This is a genomic window from Psychrobacillus sp. FJAT-21963, assembly GCF_001420585.1.
GTDB lineage: Bacteria > Bacillota > Bacilli > Bacillales_A > Planococcaceae > Psychrobacillus.
The window spans coordinates 730,470-747,285 of record NZ_LJIY01000001.1; the positions used below are offsets into that span (position 1 = coordinate 730,470).

At 35.6% G+C, this 16,816-nt stretch carries 26 protein-coding genes and 1 pseudogene; 11 read left to right on the forward strand and 16 right to left on the reverse strand.

Annotated elements, in window-relative coordinates; translation table 11 throughout:
- Window positions 1-198: 198 nt before the first annotated feature.
- Complete coding sequence (locus AN959_RS03370; RefSeq protein ID WP_056828265.1) at window positions 199-765, reverse strand: NADPH-dependent FMN reductase; 567 nt, start codon at window positions 763-765, stop codon at window positions 199-201.
- Window positions 766-1,077: 312 nt separating this feature from the next.
- Entirely contained in the window at window positions 1,078-1,839 is a 762-nt protein-coding gene (locus tag AN959_RS03375) for a DUF2935 domain-containing protein (protein ID WP_056829118.1), read from the reverse strand.
- 109 nt (window positions 1,840-1,948) lie between these two features.
- On the opposite strand from AN959_RS03375, the gene AN959_RS03380 reads away from it, so the two are divergent.
- The 5 genes and pseudogenes from AN959_RS03380 to AN959_RS03400 form a co-directional block, all read left to right on the forward strand.
- Window positions 1,949-2,863, forward strand: a complete 915-nt coding sequence (locus AN959_RS03380; protein WP_371256469.1) for an AEC family transporter — start codon at window positions 1,949-1,951, stop codon at window positions 2,861-2,863.
- 28 nt (window positions 2,864-2,891) lie between these two features.
- Window positions 2,892-3,776: a DMT family transporter gene (locus AN959_RS03385; protein WP_056828268.1), complete on the forward strand. Its 885-nt coding sequence runs from the start codon at window positions 2,892-2,894 to the stop codon at window positions 3,774-3,776.
- Between the two features lie 95 nt (window positions 3,777-3,871).
- On the forward strand, window positions 3,872-4,078 hold the full coding sequence (locus AN959_RS03390) for a spore coat associated protein CotJA (protein WP_053592203.1): 207 nt from the start codon (window positions 3,872-3,874) through the stop codon (window positions 4,076-4,078).
- A complete protein-coding gene (locus AN959_RS03395; RefSeq protein WP_056828270.1) occupies window positions 4,075-4,341 on the forward strand; it encodes a spore coat protein CotJB in 267 nt (88 codons plus the stop codon). Before AN959_RS03390 ends, AN959_RS03395 begins: the two co-directional genes overlap by 4 nt.
- 15 nt (window positions 4,342-4,356) lie before the next feature.
- Window positions 4,357-4,728 (forward strand): annotated as a pseudogene (locus AN959_RS03400) (manganese catalase family protein); the annotation flags it as partial.
- Between the two features lie 236 nt (window positions 4,729-4,964).
- On the opposite strand, the gene AN959_RS03405 reads toward AN959_RS03400, so the two are convergent.
- From AN959_RS03405 to AN959_RS03415, 3 genes are all read right to left on the reverse strand, one after another.
- Window positions 4,965-5,567 carry a DUF4352 domain-containing protein gene (locus AN959_RS03405; protein WP_056828272.1) on the reverse strand — a complete coding sequence of 201 codons (603 nt, stop codon included), beginning with the start codon at window positions 5,565-5,567 and terminating at the stop codon, window positions 4,965-4,967.
- Between the two features lie 88 nt (window positions 5,568-5,655).
- The gene (locus AN959_RS03410; RefSeq protein ID WP_056828274.1) at window positions 5,656-5,880 is read right to left on the reverse strand and encodes a hypothetical protein; all 225 of its coding nucleotides are present in this window, start codon (window positions 5,878-5,880) and stop codon (window positions 5,656-5,658) included.
- Window positions 5,877-6,731, reverse strand: a complete 855-nt coding sequence (locus tag AN959_RS03415) for a ParM/StbA family protein (RefSeq protein ID WP_056828276.1) — start codon at window positions 6,729-6,731, stop codon at window positions 5,877-5,879. The genes AN959_RS03410 and AN959_RS03415 overlap by 4 nt, the downstream gene beginning before the upstream one ends.
- Window positions 6,732-7,011: 280 nt before the next feature.
- On the opposite strand from AN959_RS03415, the gene AN959_RS03420 reads away from it, so the two are divergent.
- The 5 genes from AN959_RS03420 (at window position 7,012) to AN959_RS21635 (ending at window position 11,494) form a co-directional block, all read left to right on the forward strand.
- Window positions 7,012-7,197, forward strand: a complete 186-nt coding sequence (locus AN959_RS03420) for a hypothetical protein (protein ID WP_056828278.1) — start codon at window positions 7,012-7,014, stop codon at window positions 7,195-7,197.
- A 131-nt stretch (window positions 7,198-7,328) separates the two neighbouring features.
- A complete protein-coding gene (locus AN959_RS03425) occupies window positions 7,329-7,706 on the forward strand; it encodes a hypothetical protein (RefSeq protein ID WP_056828280.1) in 378 nt (125 codons plus the stop codon).
- A gap of 1 nt (window position 7,707) precedes the next feature.
- Window positions 7,708-8,136, forward strand: coding sequence for a hypothetical protein (locus AN959_RS03430; RefSeq protein WP_056828282.1), 429 nt, complete (start codon window positions 7,708-7,710; stop codon window positions 8,134-8,136).
- A gap of 15 nt (window positions 8,137-8,151) precedes the next feature.
- A complete protein-coding gene (locus AN959_RS03435; RefSeq protein WP_056828284.1) occupies window positions 8,152-10,677 on the forward strand; it encodes a hypothetical protein in 2,526 nt (841 codons plus the stop codon).
- A gap of 103 nt (window positions 10,678-10,780) precedes the next feature.
- Window positions 10,781-11,494 (forward strand): hypothetical protein, encoded by a 714-nt coding sequence (locus tag AN959_RS21635; protein ID WP_253278862.1) that lies wholly within the window; start codon window positions 10,781-10,783, stop codon window positions 11,492-11,494.
- Window positions 11,495-11,533: 39 nt separating this feature from the next.
- Here the strand turns inward: AN959_RS21635 and AN959_RS20925 are convergent, their stop codons facing one another.
- From AN959_RS20925 to AN959_RS03460, 5 genes are read right to left on the reverse strand one after another with little or no spacing between them, the layout of a single operon-like run.
- Window positions 11,534-11,707: a hypothetical protein gene (locus tag AN959_RS20925; protein WP_156350716.1), complete on the reverse strand. Its 174-nt coding sequence runs from the start codon at window positions 11,705-11,707 to the stop codon at window positions 11,534-11,536.
- A gap of 52 nt (window positions 11,708-11,759) precedes the next feature.
- Entirely contained in the window at window positions 11,760-12,137 is a 378-nt protein-coding gene (locus tag AN959_RS03445) for a YolD-like family protein (protein ID WP_056828286.1), read from the reverse strand.
- 26 nt (window positions 12,138-12,163) lie between these two features.
- Complete coding sequence (locus AN959_RS03450; protein ID WP_056828288.1) at window positions 12,164-12,514, reverse strand: hypothetical protein; 351 nt, start codon at window positions 12,512-12,514, stop codon at window positions 12,164-12,166.
- 18 nt (window positions 12,515-12,532) lie between these two features.
- Window positions 12,533-12,736 (reverse strand): winged helix-turn-helix transcriptional regulator, encoded by a 204-nt coding sequence (locus AN959_RS03455; protein WP_056828289.1) that lies wholly within the window; start codon window positions 12,734-12,736, stop codon window positions 12,533-12,535.
- Entirely contained in the window at window positions 12,736-12,957 is a 222-nt protein-coding gene (locus AN959_RS03460; protein WP_056828291.1) for a hypothetical protein, read from the reverse strand. The genes AN959_RS03455 and AN959_RS03460 overlap by 1 nt, the downstream gene beginning before the upstream one ends.
- Before the next feature lie 130 nt (window positions 12,958-13,087).
- On the opposite strand from AN959_RS03460, the gene AN959_RS03465 reads away from it, so the two are divergent.
- Window positions 13,088-13,867 (forward strand): RNA ligase family protein, encoded by a 780-nt coding sequence (locus AN959_RS03465; protein ID WP_056828294.1) that lies wholly within the window; start codon window positions 13,088-13,090, stop codon window positions 13,865-13,867.
- 51 nt (window positions 13,868-13,918) lie between these two features.
- Here AN959_RS03465 and AN959_RS03470 read toward each other — a convergent pair whose 3' ends face one another.
- From AN959_RS03470 to AN959_RS03495, 6 genes are all read right to left on the reverse strand, one after another.
- On the reverse strand, window positions 13,919-14,347 hold the full coding sequence (locus AN959_RS03470) for a type II toxin-antitoxin system PemK/MazF family toxin (RefSeq protein ID WP_056828296.1): 429 nt from the start codon (window positions 14,345-14,347) through the stop codon (window positions 13,919-13,921).
- Window positions 14,304-14,816, reverse strand: a complete 513-nt coding sequence (locus AN959_RS03475; RefSeq protein WP_056828298.1) for a Panacea domain-containing protein — start codon at window positions 14,814-14,816, stop codon at window positions 14,304-14,306. The genes AN959_RS03470 and AN959_RS03475 overlap by 44 nt, the downstream gene beginning before the upstream one ends.
- A gap of 139 nt (window positions 14,817-14,955) precedes the next feature.
- Complete coding sequence (locus AN959_RS03480) at window positions 14,956-15,699, reverse strand: N-acetylmuramoyl-L-alanine amidase (RefSeq protein ID WP_082460737.1); 744 nt, start codon at window positions 15,697-15,699, stop codon at window positions 14,956-14,958.
- Window position 15,700: 1 nt separating this feature from the next.
- Window positions 15,701-15,961 carry a phage holin gene (locus AN959_RS03485; protein WP_056828300.1) on the reverse strand — a complete coding sequence of 87 codons (261 nt, stop codon included), beginning with the start codon at window positions 15,959-15,961 and terminating at the stop codon, window positions 15,701-15,703.
- 14 nt (window positions 15,962-15,975) lie between these two features.
- Window positions 15,976-16,227, reverse strand: coding sequence for a hemolysin XhlA family protein (locus AN959_RS03490; protein WP_056828301.1), 252 nt, complete (start codon window positions 16,225-16,227; stop codon window positions 15,976-15,978).
- 69 nt (window positions 16,228-16,296) lie between these two features.
- Window positions 16,297-16,764, reverse strand: coding sequence for a hypothetical protein (locus AN959_RS03495; protein ID WP_056828303.1), 468 nt, complete (start codon window positions 16,762-16,764; stop codon window positions 16,297-16,299).
- Window positions 16,765-16,816 lie beyond the last annotated feature (52 nt).

Here is a 16,816-nt window from a genome sequence, read left to right on the forward strand (position 1 = left end):
TTCTATTAATGTATTGTCAATCTATTATTTTGAAAGCAGATGTAGAATTCCATCTTTGATAAAATTGTTTCTACGGCCAGAGGAGGCTCAGAGTGAGGCAAGCGCCTCCGCTCCACTATCATCAGAGCAATAAAATACAAAAAAATGCCAAGTTGAATATTAAACTCAACTTGGCATTTTTTAGGTATTTTATTTAAATTAGCGAATTGTTTTTAAAGCGCCGCCCCATGCAAGAACTTCATCAAGCATTTGGTTTGCATTTGCTGCATGGTATTCAGCTGGTTTGAAAACGCTCATGTTTTCAAAATCAGACATAAGTGAGAATGTCACTGCAGTACGAACGTCCGCTACAGAAAGTTCTCCTAAGATTAAACGAAGATTTTCATGTGCACGTGTACCACCTAAGCTACCGTAACCTACCATACCAGCTACTTTGTTTGCAACTTCAGGTTTAAGGTAATCAAGTGCATTTTTAAGAGCTCCACCAATTGCATGATTATACTCAGGTGCTACAAAAATGAAACCATCAAATGAAGCCATTTTGTCAGACCAAGATTTAATTGCTGTATTAGCAGCATCTTGTCTATCTGCAGGAAGTTCTTCCCCTAAGAATGGTAATTTGTAATCTACAAGATCTACTAACTCATAATCTGCATCGTTGCGTTTTGTAGCAAAGTCATACATCCATTTAGAAACTGCTTCCGCATTACGTCCTTGACGTACACTACCAACTACGATACCAATTCTTAATTTTTCTGCTGTCATTACTATTTCCTCCTCTTTGGTTCTACCAAATAATTTGTCTATAAAACCCATAACCTAATCACTACCTCTACTTTGAATTAATATATCTCATTATGACATATTTTGAATTCAAAATAACTATAAATTATAATATTGAAAGTGTCAATTCTTCTGCCTACTCTACAAATTTTTCTCTCAAGACACTTTTTAAACGTCTTACTCTGAATATGTACCTCCAGAAATAGCGAGGAATATCAGGAAATATCTAAGTTTAAAGGTATAAATCATTATGGAATAGTTGCCAATAAAAAAACCTCACTAATAGTGAGGTTTTTATGTGGTCTGCGCTAGCTTTGTTAAATAATAGGTCTCTTCTCTCGCCATATGATCAGCCATGAGCGGCGTAAAAGTTCCAAGCGCTTCTTTTTTTATTCTCATTTCTTCTAATTCCTTTAGAAACATCTTAAATATTTTCATTTCTAATTCTACATCATCGTGGAATTTATCTAAGGCTGGAAACTTTTCAATATTGGTACGTAAATAACCAGCAAATTCAACTGCTTTCAAATAGAAGTCTTCCCATTCCTTCATAAATTGTTGACCTTTTTCTTTTAGTTTTTTCTCTACACTATCCAAATTTGCATCTATTGCACCTGCATGACCGGCAGCATCTAATAGCCATAGTAAATCATGGTGCAGTAGATGTACAATAGGAACGTTCTCACCCTTTTCTAAGTAGGAAAACACACGTATCGCTTCTTCTACTTCATTGACCATATGATTGATGAAAGTTGGTGGCAAAGCGATTTTAATATTACCAACTAAGTGTTCTTTTAATAAATATAATTTAAATGAACGTATTTTTTCACTTGATGTTTTCGCCTTAGCCGCCAAAGATATTAATTCCTGTTTCGATAAGGATTGTTTGGAAGTAGTAAGTAACTGGCTAAATCTTTTAATAAATGAACTTGCGACTTCAATTTTTTCCTTCTCACTTGGAGCCAATGAATCATGAATAAATCTTCCGTGGTCCTCCAACACTTTCAACCAGAAATGAAGCTCATACAGCGCTGACTCTTCGAATGTTTTTCCCAGCAAAAACCCTCCCCCTATTTTACACTCTTACTATATATGCTGATGCCCAGTATAAATTACTAGAAGTTATTGCCATTGCCTAATATATAAATGTAATATATTTGTAGAGGTGAGTTTTTTGGAATTAATACTAATTATTTTACCGGTATTTTTAATATTTTTTATTGGCTATATAGGACAAAGATTAATTGGCTTTGACATTAAATCTATATCCAGTGCCGCACTTTATTTGATGTCCCCATTCTTAGCTTTTCGGACATTTTATACGAATGAATTGACGATAGACTATTTTTATATTGTACTAGCTTGTTTATTGCTTACTTTTACACTATTGCTTGTTTCCTGGATAACTGCTCGCATAATGAAGACTACTCGTCCTCAATATGCAGCAATCATACTCGGAGCAGTGTTTCCAAACAGCGGTAATTACGGGGCACCAGTTGTACTTTTTGCTTTAGGTGCTGTGGGGTTTGATTATGCCGTTGTTATTATGGTTTTACATGGCCTAATCATAAATACGTTTGGAATCTTTTTTGCTTCTCTTGGAGGAGAAGAAAAAGCTACTTGGAAGCAGTCTGTTCATAAAGTAATACGTATGCCAGTTATTTACACAGCTGTTGCAGGTATTGTTTTACAATTAACGTCCATTACGATACCTCAAGTAATAATGGAAGGAATCAGCCTTGTAGCAGATGCTTCTATCCCAACTGTTATGCTTGTTCTTGGAATGCAGCTGGCAGTTATTTCTCGTAAAAAAGTAGCTTATCGTTTTGTTTCAGCTGTAACAGTTATACGAATGGTTGTATCACCTCTACTTGCAGTTGTAATTGTTTATTTCATGCCACTTAATGATTTGATTAAAACAGTGTTTATCATACAAGCGGCAATGCCAACTGCAGCGAATACAACACTTCTTGCGCTCCAATTTGGCACTGAACCAGATCTCGTTTCTTTCACTACCTTTGTTACGACATTAATAAGTATAATCAGCATCCCACTCGTTCTATTTTTTTTAGGGGTATAAATTACATTTTGAGAAAAGGGTTTTGTTCATGAATAGTGTTCCACCTATTACATTACTAATAATCGCTACTCTACTATGGGGAGGGAATTTCGCATATGGACGAGCTGTTGCGGATGAATTACCTCCCTTTACATTTGCTTTTATAAGATGGTGCTTAGCATTTATTATCTTTTTACCAATTGTTTGGAAACCTCTGAAAAAGGAATGGAGGCTAATAAAGAGATATTGGCTAATTGTATTAGCAATGTCTTTAACGGGAATTGTTGGTTTTACTGCACTTGTTTACTTAGCTTTGCACTATACAACGTCTATTAATGCATCCCTAGTAAATACATCAACGCCAATCCTTATCTATATCATATCTTTTGTTTTTTTTAAGGAGAGACTAAATAAAAATCAATTACTGGGTACCTTTATTTCTTTGGTAGGACTGTTATGTATCATCTCCAAAGGTTCTTTTCAGAGTTTCCTTGAGTTGTCATTTAATAGAGGAGACTTGTTAGTAGTTACCGCGGTTATTTGCTGGAGTATTTACTCCACTTTAGTAAAACAATATGCACAAAAGCTTCCTGTTCACTCTACATTTCTAGTAACTATTTTAGTGGGAATCATTATTCTTTTTCCTTTTTTCCTATATGAAACATGGAATCCAGCCATTAATGTAATCTGGTCTATTAAATCTATTTCTGCTATTTTCTATACAGGGATTTTTGCCTCCATCGTCGCCTTCCTCTCATGGAACACAGGAGTAGTGAAAATAGGAGCGAATAAAGCCGGCATTTATTTGAATTTAATACCTGTTTTTGCTACAGTATTCGCCGTTTTATTCATTGAGGAATCTATTCAATTGTTTCATTTAGTTGGAGGATTTTTCACCATATTGGGTGTTTACCTAACTAGTAAGAAGGGATAATTCCCTTCTTTTTTTTTGACGTTGTCCACTACGAATCAGACGAGCCTTTCCATACATAGGATGAACGGAAGGAGTGATGTCATTTGGACCGTTCAATGTTCCGAGGTAGTTATAAGCCTTATGTATCGCCAAGAGACCCCTGCCCACCTATGTTAGTAAAGAAATTTGTATTACCACCCCAAGTTTACACAAACTTTCAACAACCTGGTCTTCCTCAATTTTCTCCCGAGGAAGCGCTCATGCATGGGTCCCTCTGGCCTGCATTTGTCGATGGATTTTTTCGGGAGGAGGGAATTTCATGAATGTGTATGACGATGAGTGGAACTTGTTGAAAAAAGTGCAGCAACTGGATTTTGTCGTAGTGGAGCTAACCTTATATACCGATACACATCCAGATGATGAGGACGCACGAAATCAGTGGAGAAACGCAATAAAGGAAGCAGCTAGAGTTCGTAGACACTATGAAAGTAAATACGGACCACTTTCATTAACATCGGTCCCTTCCAAACAAGCAATTGAAGTCGGCTGGCAATGGAATTCACCTCCATGGCCATGGCAACGATGAGAAAGGGGAAACGCCATGTGGGTTTATGAAAAAAAACTGCTTTATCCAGTGGAAGTAACTACATGTAATCCAATGCTTGCTAGGTATTTAATGGAGCAATATGGTGGTGCTGATGGAGAACTCGCTGCCGCTCTACGATATATGAATCAACGGTACACGGTTCCAGATAAAGTAATTGGCCTTCTTACGGATATTTCAACAGAAGAATTTTCTCACCTGGAAATGCTAGCAACGATGATTTATAAATTAACGAAAGACGCTACACCAGAGCAACTAGAAAAAGCTGGTCTTGGCGCCCACTTTGTTAATCATGGCCATGCACTATTTTATGAAAATGCGGGAGGAGTGCCATTTAGAACGGAATATATCCAGGCAAAAGGAGAACCTAATGTTTCTTAAGACATAAATGCAACTTTCAATTTATACACTATTTAAAGTAGAACTATTTTAAAATGGTTTACATTGTTCTCATGTCTCAAATTCAAAACGTTTACATTAGTGACTTTGTTTACACTAAATCGCTGACTTTGTTTACACCTAAATACTGGGAATTATTAAATACTATATCTTTTTATAATATAAAAGTCACCTTCTTTAATTATCTTGGAAGGTGACTTTTATATTTAATTTAGTTTTATTAAACCTGTCTCTGTACCCCAAAAACCAGTTTGAACTTGTAATTCTAGACCAGTAAGGCTAGGAGGTACCTCAAATAATATATTACCTGTTAGCCCTAAACCAGGGTTAATGCCTTCGAAAACAAAAAATTTCTCATCAGCTACTAAAATTGAAGATGGACTATATTTTATGTCCCCCGCCTTAAGTTGGAAGAATGACGAATCTGTATTGATCATTTCCTTACCGTCATTTCGAAGGGTAACATTAACTACTAAGAAAATTGCTCCTTCTGCATCTGGAGTGTACTTAAACATTCCATTCCCGGCTGTTACTTCCTTTGTTTCTGAAAATTCATTAACCTTGAAGGCTACATCGCCTACTTTAAGCTCTTCTCCAATAGCAATTACCTTTTCCGAGGTAACTTCTACTTTTTCCCCCTCCATAGAATTGGATGTGGATTCAGTACTAGTTTCAGTTTTCTTTTCTTCGTCATTTTCTGGGCTGTTAGCGGTTAGGGCTGCAGTGCATGCGCTTATCAATACAAGAATACCAAAAACAATTAAAAATAATTTTAGACATCCACCTTTTTTCTTTACCTTTTCGTTCATAGTCAAATCCTCCTTGGCTCTTATGGAATAATTATACTATTCTTAGGAGCAAATACCATTAAATACTTTAAACTTGAAAATTTAATTGTTATAAAAATCCTCCAGCTGCACGTACATCTTCTTCCTCTTCTATTATTAAAGCTTGAGGATTTGCAATATGGGTTACTTTCTTTCCTTCACGATCTCTCTCGATCAATCTCTTAATGTACTTGCTAAACTTACCATTCTCTATTTTTGTAGCATGCTTCAACAACCCTATTTCATATTCATCCAACAAGTTAAAACTAACTTGACCAATATGTCTATCTTTCATTTATACGTCAACCTTGCAAGCTCATAATTGCCAATAGCATTAGCGAATACAGGCAAGACTAATTCCACTCCATCTAACCTCTTTATATATGGTTGGATTACTTTAGCATTATGATAGTGCACCTTGATATAGTCTAATATTTCGGATGCAACTCCTCCGCAAATAAAGACCTTTGCTGATCTCTTCCATCTAAGTTTGGTAGTTGCTCGAATAATACCGGTTGCTATAGATTCCAACCCCCTTTCAACGGTCTCTATTCCAAAATTAAGCGTCTGACTACTATTATTTATCACACGCTTATTGTGTATTGTGGCAAGGTTCACAGTTCCACTTCCAATATCAATTATATGAACCTCGCCTGAGACTGGACTACTCCAAAATGCTCCACAACCTTCTGCAGCTATCCCCACGTTTTTTATATGAATAATTTGTTTTCTGTTATTAACAATAAACTCGTGCGTACCTAGAAGCATATCCTGGATTTTCTTCTTTTCACTCTCTTTATGAGTAGCAATTGGCTGCCCTGTAACAATGCTTACACTTTGGATATTGGGACAGTAAATATTTATATAGCGGTAGAGAGCTAGCAGTACACGAACTTTTGTATCATCGTGTGCTTTAGTTTCTCCATACATACCGCTGCCTCCAAAAACATCTTCTTGAACAGCAATGGATCCCGCAAATCCTCTCCTTTTATCGATAGTGAACTCCATATCATCTTCACCGAACTTCTCTACAAAGTCCCGTTCGAACCAATCACAAATAGCAGTACGAAACATATCCACTCCAAAAGCTCCAGCTGTCTTAGCCCAGTAGTTACCTGCATCTACCCCAAGCACTAATTCACTCATGTTTTCCCTCCATATTTTAGTAATACGTTCGTAATACAATTACCTTAAATTTATACGCATAGTATGACGTATGTATTACATAGTATGGAATGAAATTAAAAAAGATGACTAAATTTCAATTTTTTCTTTATTTGTGTCATCTTTTTAGATGTTGTAGCATAACGTGGGTTAACCCGCGTTTTAAGGGAGAGTTCTTGCCTATCGCAAATTTCGACGATTTATACCCCTTTTAAGTAATCCAATGTATATGTATTGTATTACTTAGGAGGTGCAATTCTAAATGGCCAAAGACAATTACAGCTTTCGTCTCGATGATAAGGATATTAAACTTTTAGATGCATTAGTAATCAAATTAACAGACTTACACGGCACAGATTATAAGCGACCCGCCATCCTCACCATGGCAATACGCAAGCTTGCACCTACGTACCTCACGGAAGAGGAAATTAACAATATAACTAAATAAAAAGAATAGAGCGCCTTCTAATTGGAGGCGTATTTTTATTGCCCAAAAATAATTACTTTGTATTACGTTTCATGACATCTTAATCACATTGTCTTGCATATACTGTGGAAAAACATGTGGAGGTCGATTTAATGAGCACGATTACTTGGACTTTTCCTGAACCTTTGTTCGCTAATGGAGTTCCTTCTATAGAAACAGTCAAGACAACAATGAATATTGGTAACAAAACATTGTTTACTGCAGCTGGAGTAACTGCAATAGGAACTGCAAACACAGTTAGTGCACAAAGCGTAAGTACTATTACTTCTGCATTTGAACCAGTAAAAGATTTATTAATTTCTTTAGCGGATCCACTTTGTTACATCATGTTTGTTTGGGGATGTGTGGAGTGTATCGTTGGACGGCCTGCTAGTGGATTAGATCGTATGAAGTATGCTTCTATCGGTTTTATTGCAATCAACTGGATTCCAGTGATCATGAATACAATCCGTTCCGTGGCACCGAACTAATATGAGATACATTAAATTAGAGACCGGATGGGTATCTGTTTCAAGCACTAATGCCCCAATGTTTGAAGGACCTTCTACCCCTAAACCATTCGAGCCACCTTCTCAAATTAACCCAATGTTCGAAGGACCTTCCGAACCAAGACCTGAACCAGACTTCTATAAAGATTTTGGTAAAGATCAAGACCTTCCTGGCTTTTGGGAGAGCCTTGGTAACGATACTGCTCAATGGGCACTAGAGGAGATGGCTATTTTCTTTAAAGGTATCGGAAGATTCTTATTGGAAATTGCACCGGATGCAAGTATCACACTTGCCATGGCATTTTGTTTAGGAGCAATTGCAAGCATTCCAAAGATGGGGAAATTATCGGCTGTTATGGTTACTGTTGGGGTAATGAGCGAAGCTATTAGGCAGACACTGCCACCTTATTAAAGAGGAGGATTTTTATTGATCAACAAACGTGAATTAATCACCTTTCGTATTATTCCAGATAGAACAGTGACCAATAGAAGAAACCACGATTTTATGCGTTCCATCCATGACTTTCATGAGGGATTTCGTAAACGTATTAATTTAAAGAATAAGGAGCTGAATGAACCTTCTAGATTTTTTTGGGATATACTCATGACCTCAAATGACGTTGCCTTTTATTGTACTGTTCCAAAAGAGCGAGAGTCATTTGTACGACAACAGTTAGAACTTATTTGGGATAGAGCGACTATCACGGAAGAAACAGTAGAAAGAGAAGCATCTACTTCCGATATTGATGTTTGTGAAATGTCTCTTACACGTCATAATATCTTTTCTTTGAAAGTAGATAAACGTATTGAACATGAACCATTAGGCTCCATATTAATGGGAACAAAGGAATTAAAAGAAGATGATTTTGCGCATATCCAAATCATGTGCCAACCGGTTAACCGTCTATCTTGGCAAGATTCTGCAGATAAAGCTCATAAGAATTTTAGAGCAGGCAAAGTTCCAAAACGAATGAAAATATCAAAGAAGGATGCACTATTAGCTTCTGGAGATGCCTTCCTTTTCGTTATGGATCAAGCAGCTGGAGCATTAGATATTGCCATGGATGCATTAGCAGGTAAGGCTAGTGAAAAAGACAAAGAAATTCGCGATAAATTAAGACGTTCTGATTCTGATTTAGAAAAACGTACAATTCTCATTGATGGCGAATTAAAGACTTCTACGCAACGCAAAAGGAAAGATCCAACATTTAAAACTTGGATACGTATATTAGCAGGATCATCTGACCCAGGAAGACGCGCTAGCCTACTATCCTCTCTATCAAACGGATTTCATGACCTACATGCAGACAATGAGTTAGAACGTGTGGAATTATCTAAATCATCCCAAGAAAGAATTGCACAAGAAATCATTAACTTTGCGCCATCATCTCGTACTCTACTAGACCCAAATGTTATGATTCTTTCCAATAATGAGTTAGGAAGGCTCATTGAATTACCCAGTGCTAAACTACAGGATGATTTCAATTTTCAGAGTGTGCAAAGAAGAGAAGTTAAGATTCCAGATGCATTGAAAAAAGGGATTCCATGGGGAGTGCTATCACTTAAAGGTCTACAAGAGGTAGTGCATTTACCGACTGCAAACTGGGGTTTACTATGCAGACCTCAAGTTATACTCGGTAAGATGGGAACTGGAAAAACCATGTTGGGCTCAAGACTAGGGCATTTATTCCCTGAACATGGATTTACGGCTATCATGATGGATACTGCTGACGGTGGATTAATTGATGATGCTATTAATGCTTTACCTGAAGACTTTCCAGAAAGTCATATCATTGATTTAGACTTTGGAAACCTCATGCAGATGCCCCCTTCAGATTGGAATGAGATGACATCTTCCATGAAACTAAAAGGAGAAGACTGGTCAGAAGTTGAAGTCAACCGAAGAAAAGCCTCTAATAAGCTTACCAGTGTCTTGATTGATTTTATTGATAAATTAGCAACCTATGAAACCACTGACCGAATGGAACGATATCTATCTGCCGTAGCAAAAGCAATCCTCACAAGCCCGGACAGAGGATTAATGGAAGTTGTGCTATGTCTCACAAGTGACGAGTACCGAGAGAACGTCCTAAAGAGTTTCAAAATTACGGATCCAATAGTTTTTGGAACGATTCAAGAGCTGCACGAAATGTCTACAGATAGCCGTAACCAAATAGTGAAGGATATTATGTCTAGAATAAATGTACTCCTTTCAAATGATTACATGAGAAATTCCCTTTTGCAGTCACCGAAGCTAGGAGGCGATGGAAAGCCTTTAATAAATGTTCGTAAATGGATTGATGGAAATCTCATCACTAACCCTAAATACGGTGGAGCATATTTTGTTGGTATTCGAATACCTAAGAGCGAACTATTCGAAACTGCTACAGATAGACTAGCGACATTTTGGGATGCAAAGATTTGGCTCTCTGCCCTGTCTCGTTATGATCTACCAAAAAAAAACGGTTGTCATGGTAAACCATTTGTTTATATTCGCGATGAACCACATCAAACACCATCGGCTTTCAATGTGCATGATGATGCTTGTAGAGAAGCACGTAAATGGGGAATGAAAAATGTATGGATGGCTCATAAATTAGAGGACTTCGATTTTATGAAGAAGACTTTAAAAGATGCTGGTGCACAATATACACTTTTCTCTACAAGTAAAGAAACAGTTAAATCGTTGAAAGAAGAGCTTGCGCCTTTTGAAGAAGAGGAACTACAAAAGATTCCAGAACAATTTTACTGTGTGAGTAAATTTGCTGAGAGTGATCAGGCTTTCTTATGCGCTACAATGAAGACTCCTTTTATAAAGGACCGTTCGTATATTAGAGAGAAATGCAGTAAGTTATACGGAAAGCCATTAAAAGATATAGAGCGGGAAATCTTCAATAAAACGAAAGTATTGTTTCAAAAAGAAAAACCGAAACCCAAAGCGAGAAACAAATAAAAAATACCTTCGTAAAGTAGGTGAAGCTGTTTAAATATATATAATGAAATTTTTCCCAATAAACAGTATACTTGTACCATTAAAGAATAGGGGGAGATACACTTTGTTGTCTAAATTATTTAAAGTTTTTATAATGTTACTGTTGGTAGTTGGTTTTAGTTCTTACAGCATTCATACAGCAAATGCAGCTACTAAAGTCATGTGGGGTAAGACAGAATTAAAGTTAGGCCAAATTGGTAAAGTGACAATATTATCAGACACAACACTTGTGAAATTAGAAAGTAATGGATCCTTATCTAATGTTCGTAAAATGAAAAAAGGTGAAGAGTATCGTGTATATAGCTTCAAAAGCAATCATGGTGGTTTATATGGTGTAGGTGGTGGAAGTTATGTTCAAAAGTCTGCAAAAGTAAAATATGAAACGCCATCTAAATCTAAACTAGCTCTACTCCAGCATGGATCCACTAATCAAAATGCATCATTGACTACAGAAGATGTTATTAAAAAATTTAAAGACGATGGGTTAGAAGTTGGAGGGACATTTGATTTAGACAATAGGGAGTTCGGTAACACGCGCATAGAAGGGAAACGTATTTTAATTCCTTCATTAGGAGAAGATGCTGGCGGTCGATTATTTTTGTTTAAAAATGAGAAAGATTTGGCGCAAGCAAAAAGCTACTATGACGAATTAGGAAATGCTGGACCTATTTTTTATTCACACACTCATCAAAAAGGTAACTTTCTCCTTCAAATGAATGGAGATATGAGTGACTCAAATTTTAAAAGATATGCTGATTCAATGGACAGTTTAAAATAAAATAAACCACCTTCCAGTAACATGGTTGGTGGTTTTTCTTTATTCTAGTACTACAAATCCATTAACTAAATATCTCTCTACATTAATCATGTTAAGGTAATAATTATCGACCTTTAAAACTCCTGGATTTACTCTCTTTGGTTTTTTATTTGTCTTAAACTCCCGAGCATATCCTTTCGAATACTCTATCAAGACTGTATATTTCTTCTCCATCATCTCACCCCTTTTGAATACTATTCGAGATGAGTTGAGAAAGTCCTTCTATTTAATCAGTAACAGTCACATCCACAATATCGTCCAAATTATAGCTAAGAAGACCATAAGGATTATCAACTTCAATAATTCTATCCTTTAGATCAACATTTTGAATAATACCACCACGAAGAATAAACTCCCCATCCTTCCAAAGCTTTATGACTACATCCGATTTTCTTTTAATAGCAATGTTTATTGTTTCTTCTATTGCGTGTAAATCCCATTCATCTAATTGCGGACGTGGTATTTTCTTTTGTTCTTCTTTATAACTTCTAATTAACTTTAAGTGTTCTGGCAACATCATGGCAACCCATTTTTTACTTCCTCTATCCTTCACGTTGGATAAATCTAATTGGGGGTTATCAATCATATTATCGAAAAATTCCATTCAAACCACCTAACTTTCTTTATGAATTATTTAATTAAATATGTACTTAACAACTCTTCAGTACGATCACGGAGTTGTGTGTTCAAATATGTCTTTCGTTCTTCCCATCCCATATGGATGAAAACATAATCTGATTGTTCTTTGGTCATATTCTCACGTACCAGTTTCATGTTTTTGCGTTTTAGATAAATATCCGTTTTCTTTAAATCAGATTTAACATTTTTTAACGCATTCTCAACCATTGCAATATATGGACGATGCAGTTTAAACGGTTGCTTTATTATCAATTCAAGGTCATGTTCTAATACCTTAATCAACATAGGAAGGTATATCCTATTCTCGAAATATTGATAAGCCTCTCCAGGAATTGCTGGCATATAGAACACTCCTTTTCTTTATTCAATAATTTGCAAAGTTCGTGAGCATGTATCTATAAAAGTAATGTAGCCTTTTTCCCTCATTCTATCCAAATGGCCATGTACTGTTGAAGAAGATTTCAGCCCGACTCCATCTGTAATTTCTCTAATTGATGGTGAGTAATGATTATCTGCAATGAACTTTTTGATGTAATCATAAATTTGTTTTTGTCTTTTGTTCATCACACAACACTTCTTTCTTTTTGAATTATAGGAACAAGTGCGAGTACATTTTCTATTAGAAACGTTCGCTTTGCATTCCTTTTAAAGCAATAAGCCTGGAATGAATCACCTTGAATATTAATGACTTTAACTCTCCTTTTACTCATTTCACCAGTTTTAGAAAGATACATCATTTCAATAATTTGATTACGACTAAAATATTTCTCTAATAAAATACGCACACCTGTTCCCTCCCTTTCGTTTCATTATACGAACGTTCGTTTGATTTTGCAACCGACAAATTATTCTATTTTTACGTATTTTAACTTTTCATGATGGAAATAATGCATTGTGAATGAGGTGAACACCAGTATGAAAAAAGTAAAACCGATGCTTTTAAATTCTCAAGACACAGTAACTAATAATAAAGATTGGATCTATGAACCAAAATATGATGGTATTCGATTACTTGTAGGAAATAAATATTCTTATACTAGACATGGCACCATAACAACAAATCGTTTTCCAGAGCTACATATTCAACATGATGTCCTGTTAGATGGTGAATTAATAGCACCAGGAACAGATGCACCGGATAATTTTGAAGGAGCTATGTCACGTTTTAGTGGAAATAAAGAACAACCTATATACTTCATGGCTTTTGATATTCTCTCTTATAAAAATGAATCCATTTCTAGATATCCACTTGAGGAAAGAAAAGGACTTCTAACTGAAGTGTTGGCAAAGATTAATTCTCCATACATTCATTTGGTACCTTACATACACACAGAAGGTAAGTCGTTATTTAATTTGATTAAAGATAATAACATGGAAGGAATAGTAACTAAACGTTTAGGTAGTACCTATATGCCTGGTAAGAGAACGGATAATTGGAGGAAAATAATAAATTGGAGTTATCATGATTGTGTAGTATCGAAGATTACTTTTGAACCTCTAACGGTGCAATTGAAAAGTGTGGAAGGTAATTATATTGGAAGTGTAAAACTAGGTTTTACTACGGATATTAAAAATGAGTTATTTAGTAGAACCCCACCTTATTTATGCAAAGTAAAAGCACGAGGTTGGACGAATAGCGGAAAGTTAAGGACACCATTAATTTATTCAATAGAAAAAAGCGACCAACTCGATTAAGAGAAGGTCGCTAAACTAATTTGAAAGCAAAATTAAAATTCAGTTGAGCTTTTAAAATAGCCCTGATGTATACGTTTTAAATTTATCTTCTATTTCACTATATGTGTCTGGATAAACAACATTCAGTTGACTATTTGTGTAAAATGTTAAGTCTTTAGAATGCATCGTTGATATTTTATGTATTCTAACAAAAGAAGGATCATATTTTAATTTTAATAAAGGATGATTTTCTTTTGTCAGAGGATAATCATATAACGCACTAATATTTTCTTCTCTACTGATCTTTGAAACTGGTAATACAGTTATATCACAAGGTAATTTATCTTTTTCTACACCTATAACTAAGACGGGCCTTACCTTATACTTATATTCTTGAGCACGATTGTCAAAAAAAGCAAAACGGGAATCACAAAGTTTACCAATCAATTCTAAAGCGTTATTGGAGATAGTTTGGTTCTTCAGGTTCGTCATCGAACTCATCTAGATACATCCCCCAATTACTATCGTATAAGCGTACAGTATTTGCATCAAGTTTTATATCATCAATAGGAATAATAACGTTCCCTCTTTCTGAATCGTCTAATCCTATTCTGCTTTTCTTCCAGCACTCTTCGTTATGAGACATATCACGCAAAGTCCAAGCAGCATATTGCGCATATTGATCTAAAACGTTAGATACAATATATTTTTCTCGTTCGCTGATTTCTACTACGTCTTCATCATCACTACTTTCTTCGTCAAAGAAAAAGCGCAATTCTGGAAGAACTGGACCATGGACCCAACCTTCAAAGTCTTCATCAATGAGTTTTTGACCATCAATAGCCAATGCTTCTCTTTGAATAAAATACATTAATTTTTGTAGTTTTAGTTCACTGTTACCAAAAGGACTATCAGTAAATTCCTCGTAAGCTTTAACTAAATAATTAGCTAGAACTTTCGCCTTTACCATAATAATTCCCCCTTCTTATTCTCTATAATATCAAATGTACATACAAAATGTATATAAAAATGTAATACAAAATGTAATACAAGGTAAATTATAGATATAAGAAAAAAGCCCCACCCACAAACGTGAGCAGGATTTCTCGTTATTTTAATCTTTTTTCGAATTCTGAAATGCGCTTTTCCAATGCTTCAATTTTCTGTGCTTGAGGAATTGCAACCGCCCATGAATAAAACTGGTTAACCATTCTAAACGGATCGTTACCATTCGTGATTTTTAATCGGATTGCTTCTTGGCGAATAGCTTCTTGTGAAGCTGATAATTGTTGTTCGGCCACTTCTGTTTCCTCCTCCTTCTTTATTAAACCAAATGCTTTTACTAAACCATTTACATGCCCTTGCGCTATTTCTTTGATAAATTCATCTTGCTTTAATAGGGAGGCATCCGAACTATTATCAATAAAACCACACTCCGTTAATATAGAAGGCATTTCAGTTTCTCTCAATACATGATAATCCGCTTGTTTCTTTCCACGATTTTTCATTTTACCGAGTGTTTTAACAATTTCTTCATGAATAATATTTTGGTAAGCAATAGATTTCGAACTACCTGGATAAACAAAATCTTCGTAACCAGTACCTCCACCTGCATTAATGTGGAAAGACATAAAGTAATCTGCACCCCACTTATTAGCTTCATTAGTACGGGAAGAAAGGGATGGATAGGTATCTCCTATTCGACTCATTTTAGTTTCCACATCTTGATAATCCTTTAACATTGCTTCTACTTTTTTCGCTAATATAAGGGTTAAGTCTTTTTCCTTCAATCCATTCCCTACTGCACCTGGATCACTACCACCGTGCCCGGCATCTAAATAGATTTTAACCATCTTATTTCACCTCATCCCGTGGTTTGTTGTAATACATTGCTTGTTGACTATCAGACAGTCCTTCAGTAGTTGGGTCTAAAACTACACCTAACAGCACTAGAATTGCTAGAACAGTATTAAACAATTCCGTTACTCGGTCATTGTAAATAGTAGTGTCATATCCAAAAAAAGAAGCTACCTGTTGAACAAGTAGCAACGCCAGTGAAAATAATGCGATTAAGAATGGTTTGTGCTTAAAACGTACTTTCCAGTTGATTTTCATATTTATTTTCCTCCTTATGATTGTAATACTGTGTAAATAAGTGCTACGGCTCCACCAATAATCCCAACTATAAAAGCATTTGTAATTGCCCGACGTGTCCACTTTGTATCATCTTTGATTTCCTTGATATCTTCTTTTAAATTCTTGATATCGTGCCCATCCAATAGCTGTTGGTCACGAATTTGTTGTATAAGAACATCATGACCATCAAGTCTTTTATTTACTGCATCTTGCCAAATATCCATTGAGTTCCCCTCCGATGTCATTGACACATCCCCCTAGTATCTCTATATCTAGCAAAAATAAAAAGAACGCCCGGTGTGGACGTTCTTATATTAATGTCTTTCTTTTAATATACTTTTATAATCAACATGCTTAGCCAATCCTTGTAACAGAGTTATATCTAAACTACGTTTCTTAAAAGCATATTCTTTATATTCCATTACACTTTGAATTAATTCTTCGGCTATCTTTTCATTACTCTTATTTATTATAGATATCTCTATCCCACTAGCTTTGTAGTTATCGCGAAAGACAGGTTTAAAACCCCTTACAAATCGCTTTTTATCAGCAATGAATACTCTACCCTTGACCTTATTAAAATCTAAGTGTAGTTCAAGCCAAGCAACTACATCATTATATTTATAATGATAAAGTTCTCTGTTCCTATACCGCTCTTTTCCTCTTTCTAACGATATATTATCATCGTATAAAGGACTAAGTTCAGCATGCATTTTATTCTCAAATTCTTTTTCCCACTCGAAAGCGGAAACACGATATATCGGTAAAACAAAAAGCAACATATTTAGTTCCTCCCTCTTTCATTCACAATTCGGCAAAAGAGGAGGGAATCCT

Bases quoted from the DNA above. Each gene is read 5' to 3' on its own strand.
- AN959_RS03370 (WP_056828265.1), bottom strand. From the start codon at position 765: ATGACAGCAGAAAAATTAAGAATTGGTATCGTAGTTGGTAGTGTACGT.
- AN959_RS03385 (WP_056828268.1), top strand. From the start codon at position 2,892: ATGAATAGTGTTCCACCTATTACATTACTAATAATCGCTACTCTACTA.
- AN959_RS03390 (WP_053592203.1), top strand. From the start codon at position 3,872: ATGTTCCGAGGTAGTTATAAGCCTTATGTATCGCCAAGAGACCCCTGC.
- AN959_RS03395 (WP_056828270.1), top strand. From the start codon at position 4,075: ATGAATGTGTATGACGATGAGTGGAACTTGTTGAAAAAAGTGCAGCAA.
- AN959_RS03405 (WP_056828272.1), bottom strand. From the start codon at position 5,567: ATGAACGAAAAGGTAAAGAAAAAAGGTGGATGTCTAAAATTATTTTTA.
- AN959_RS03410 (WP_056828274.1), bottom strand. From the start codon at position 5,880: ATGAAAGATAGACATATTGGTCAAGTTAGTTTTAACTTGTTGGATGAA.
- AN959_RS03415 (WP_056828276.1), bottom strand. From the start codon at position 6,731: ATGAGTGAATTAGTGCTTGGGGTAGATGCAGGTAACTACTGGGCTAAG.
- AN959_RS03420 (WP_056828278.1), top strand. From the start codon at position 7,012: ATGGCCAAAGACAATTACAGCTTTCGTCTCGATGATAAGGATATTAAA.
- AN959_RS03425 (WP_056828280.1), top strand. From the start codon at position 7,329: ATGAGCACGATTACTTGGACTTTTCCTGAACCTTTGTTCGCTAATGGA.
- AN959_RS03430 (WP_056828282.1), top strand. From the start codon at position 7,708: ATGAGATACATTAAATTAGAGACCGGATGGGTATCTGTTTCAAGCACT.
- AN959_RS20925 (WP_156350716.1), bottom strand. From the start codon at position 11,707: ATGGAGAAGAAATATACAGTCTTGATAGAGTATTCGAAAGGATATGCT.
- AN959_RS03445 (WP_056828286.1), bottom strand. From the start codon at position 12,137: ATGGAATTTTTCGATAATATGATTGATAACCCCCAATTAGATTTATCC.
- AN959_RS03450 (WP_056828288.1), bottom strand. From the start codon at position 12,514: ATGCCAGCAATTCCTGGAGAGGCTTATCAATATTTCGAGAATAGGATA.
- AN959_RS03455 (WP_056828289.1), bottom strand. From the start codon at position 12,736: ATGAACAAAAGACAAAAACAAATTTATGATTACATCAAAAAGTTCATT.
- AN959_RS03465 (WP_056828294.1), top strand. From the start codon at position 13,088: ATGAAAAAAGTAAAACCGATGCTTTTAAATTCTCAAGACACAGTAACT.
- AN959_RS03470 (WP_056828296.1), bottom strand. From the start codon at position 14,347: ATGAGTTCGATGACGAACCTGAAGAACCAAACTATCTCCAATAACGCT.
- AN959_RS03475 (WP_056828298.1), bottom strand. From the start codon at position 14,816: ATGGTAAAGGCGAAAGTTCTAGCTAATTATTTAGTTAAAGCTTACGAG.
- AN959_RS03480 (WP_082460737.1), bottom strand. From the start codon at position 15,699: ATGGTTAAAATCTATTTAGATGCCGGGCACGGTGGTAGTGATCCAGGT.
- AN959_RS03485 (WP_056828300.1), bottom strand. From the start codon at position 15,961: ATGAAAATCAACTGGAAAGTACGTTTTAAGCACAAACCATTCTTAATC.
- AN959_RS03490 (WP_056828301.1), bottom strand. From the start codon at position 16,227: ATGACATCGGAGGGGAACTCAATGGATATTTGGCAAGATGCAGTAAAT.
- AN959_RS03495 (WP_056828303.1), bottom strand. From the start codon at position 16,764: ATGTTGCTTTTTGTTTTACCGATATATCGTGTTTCCGCTTTCGAGTGG.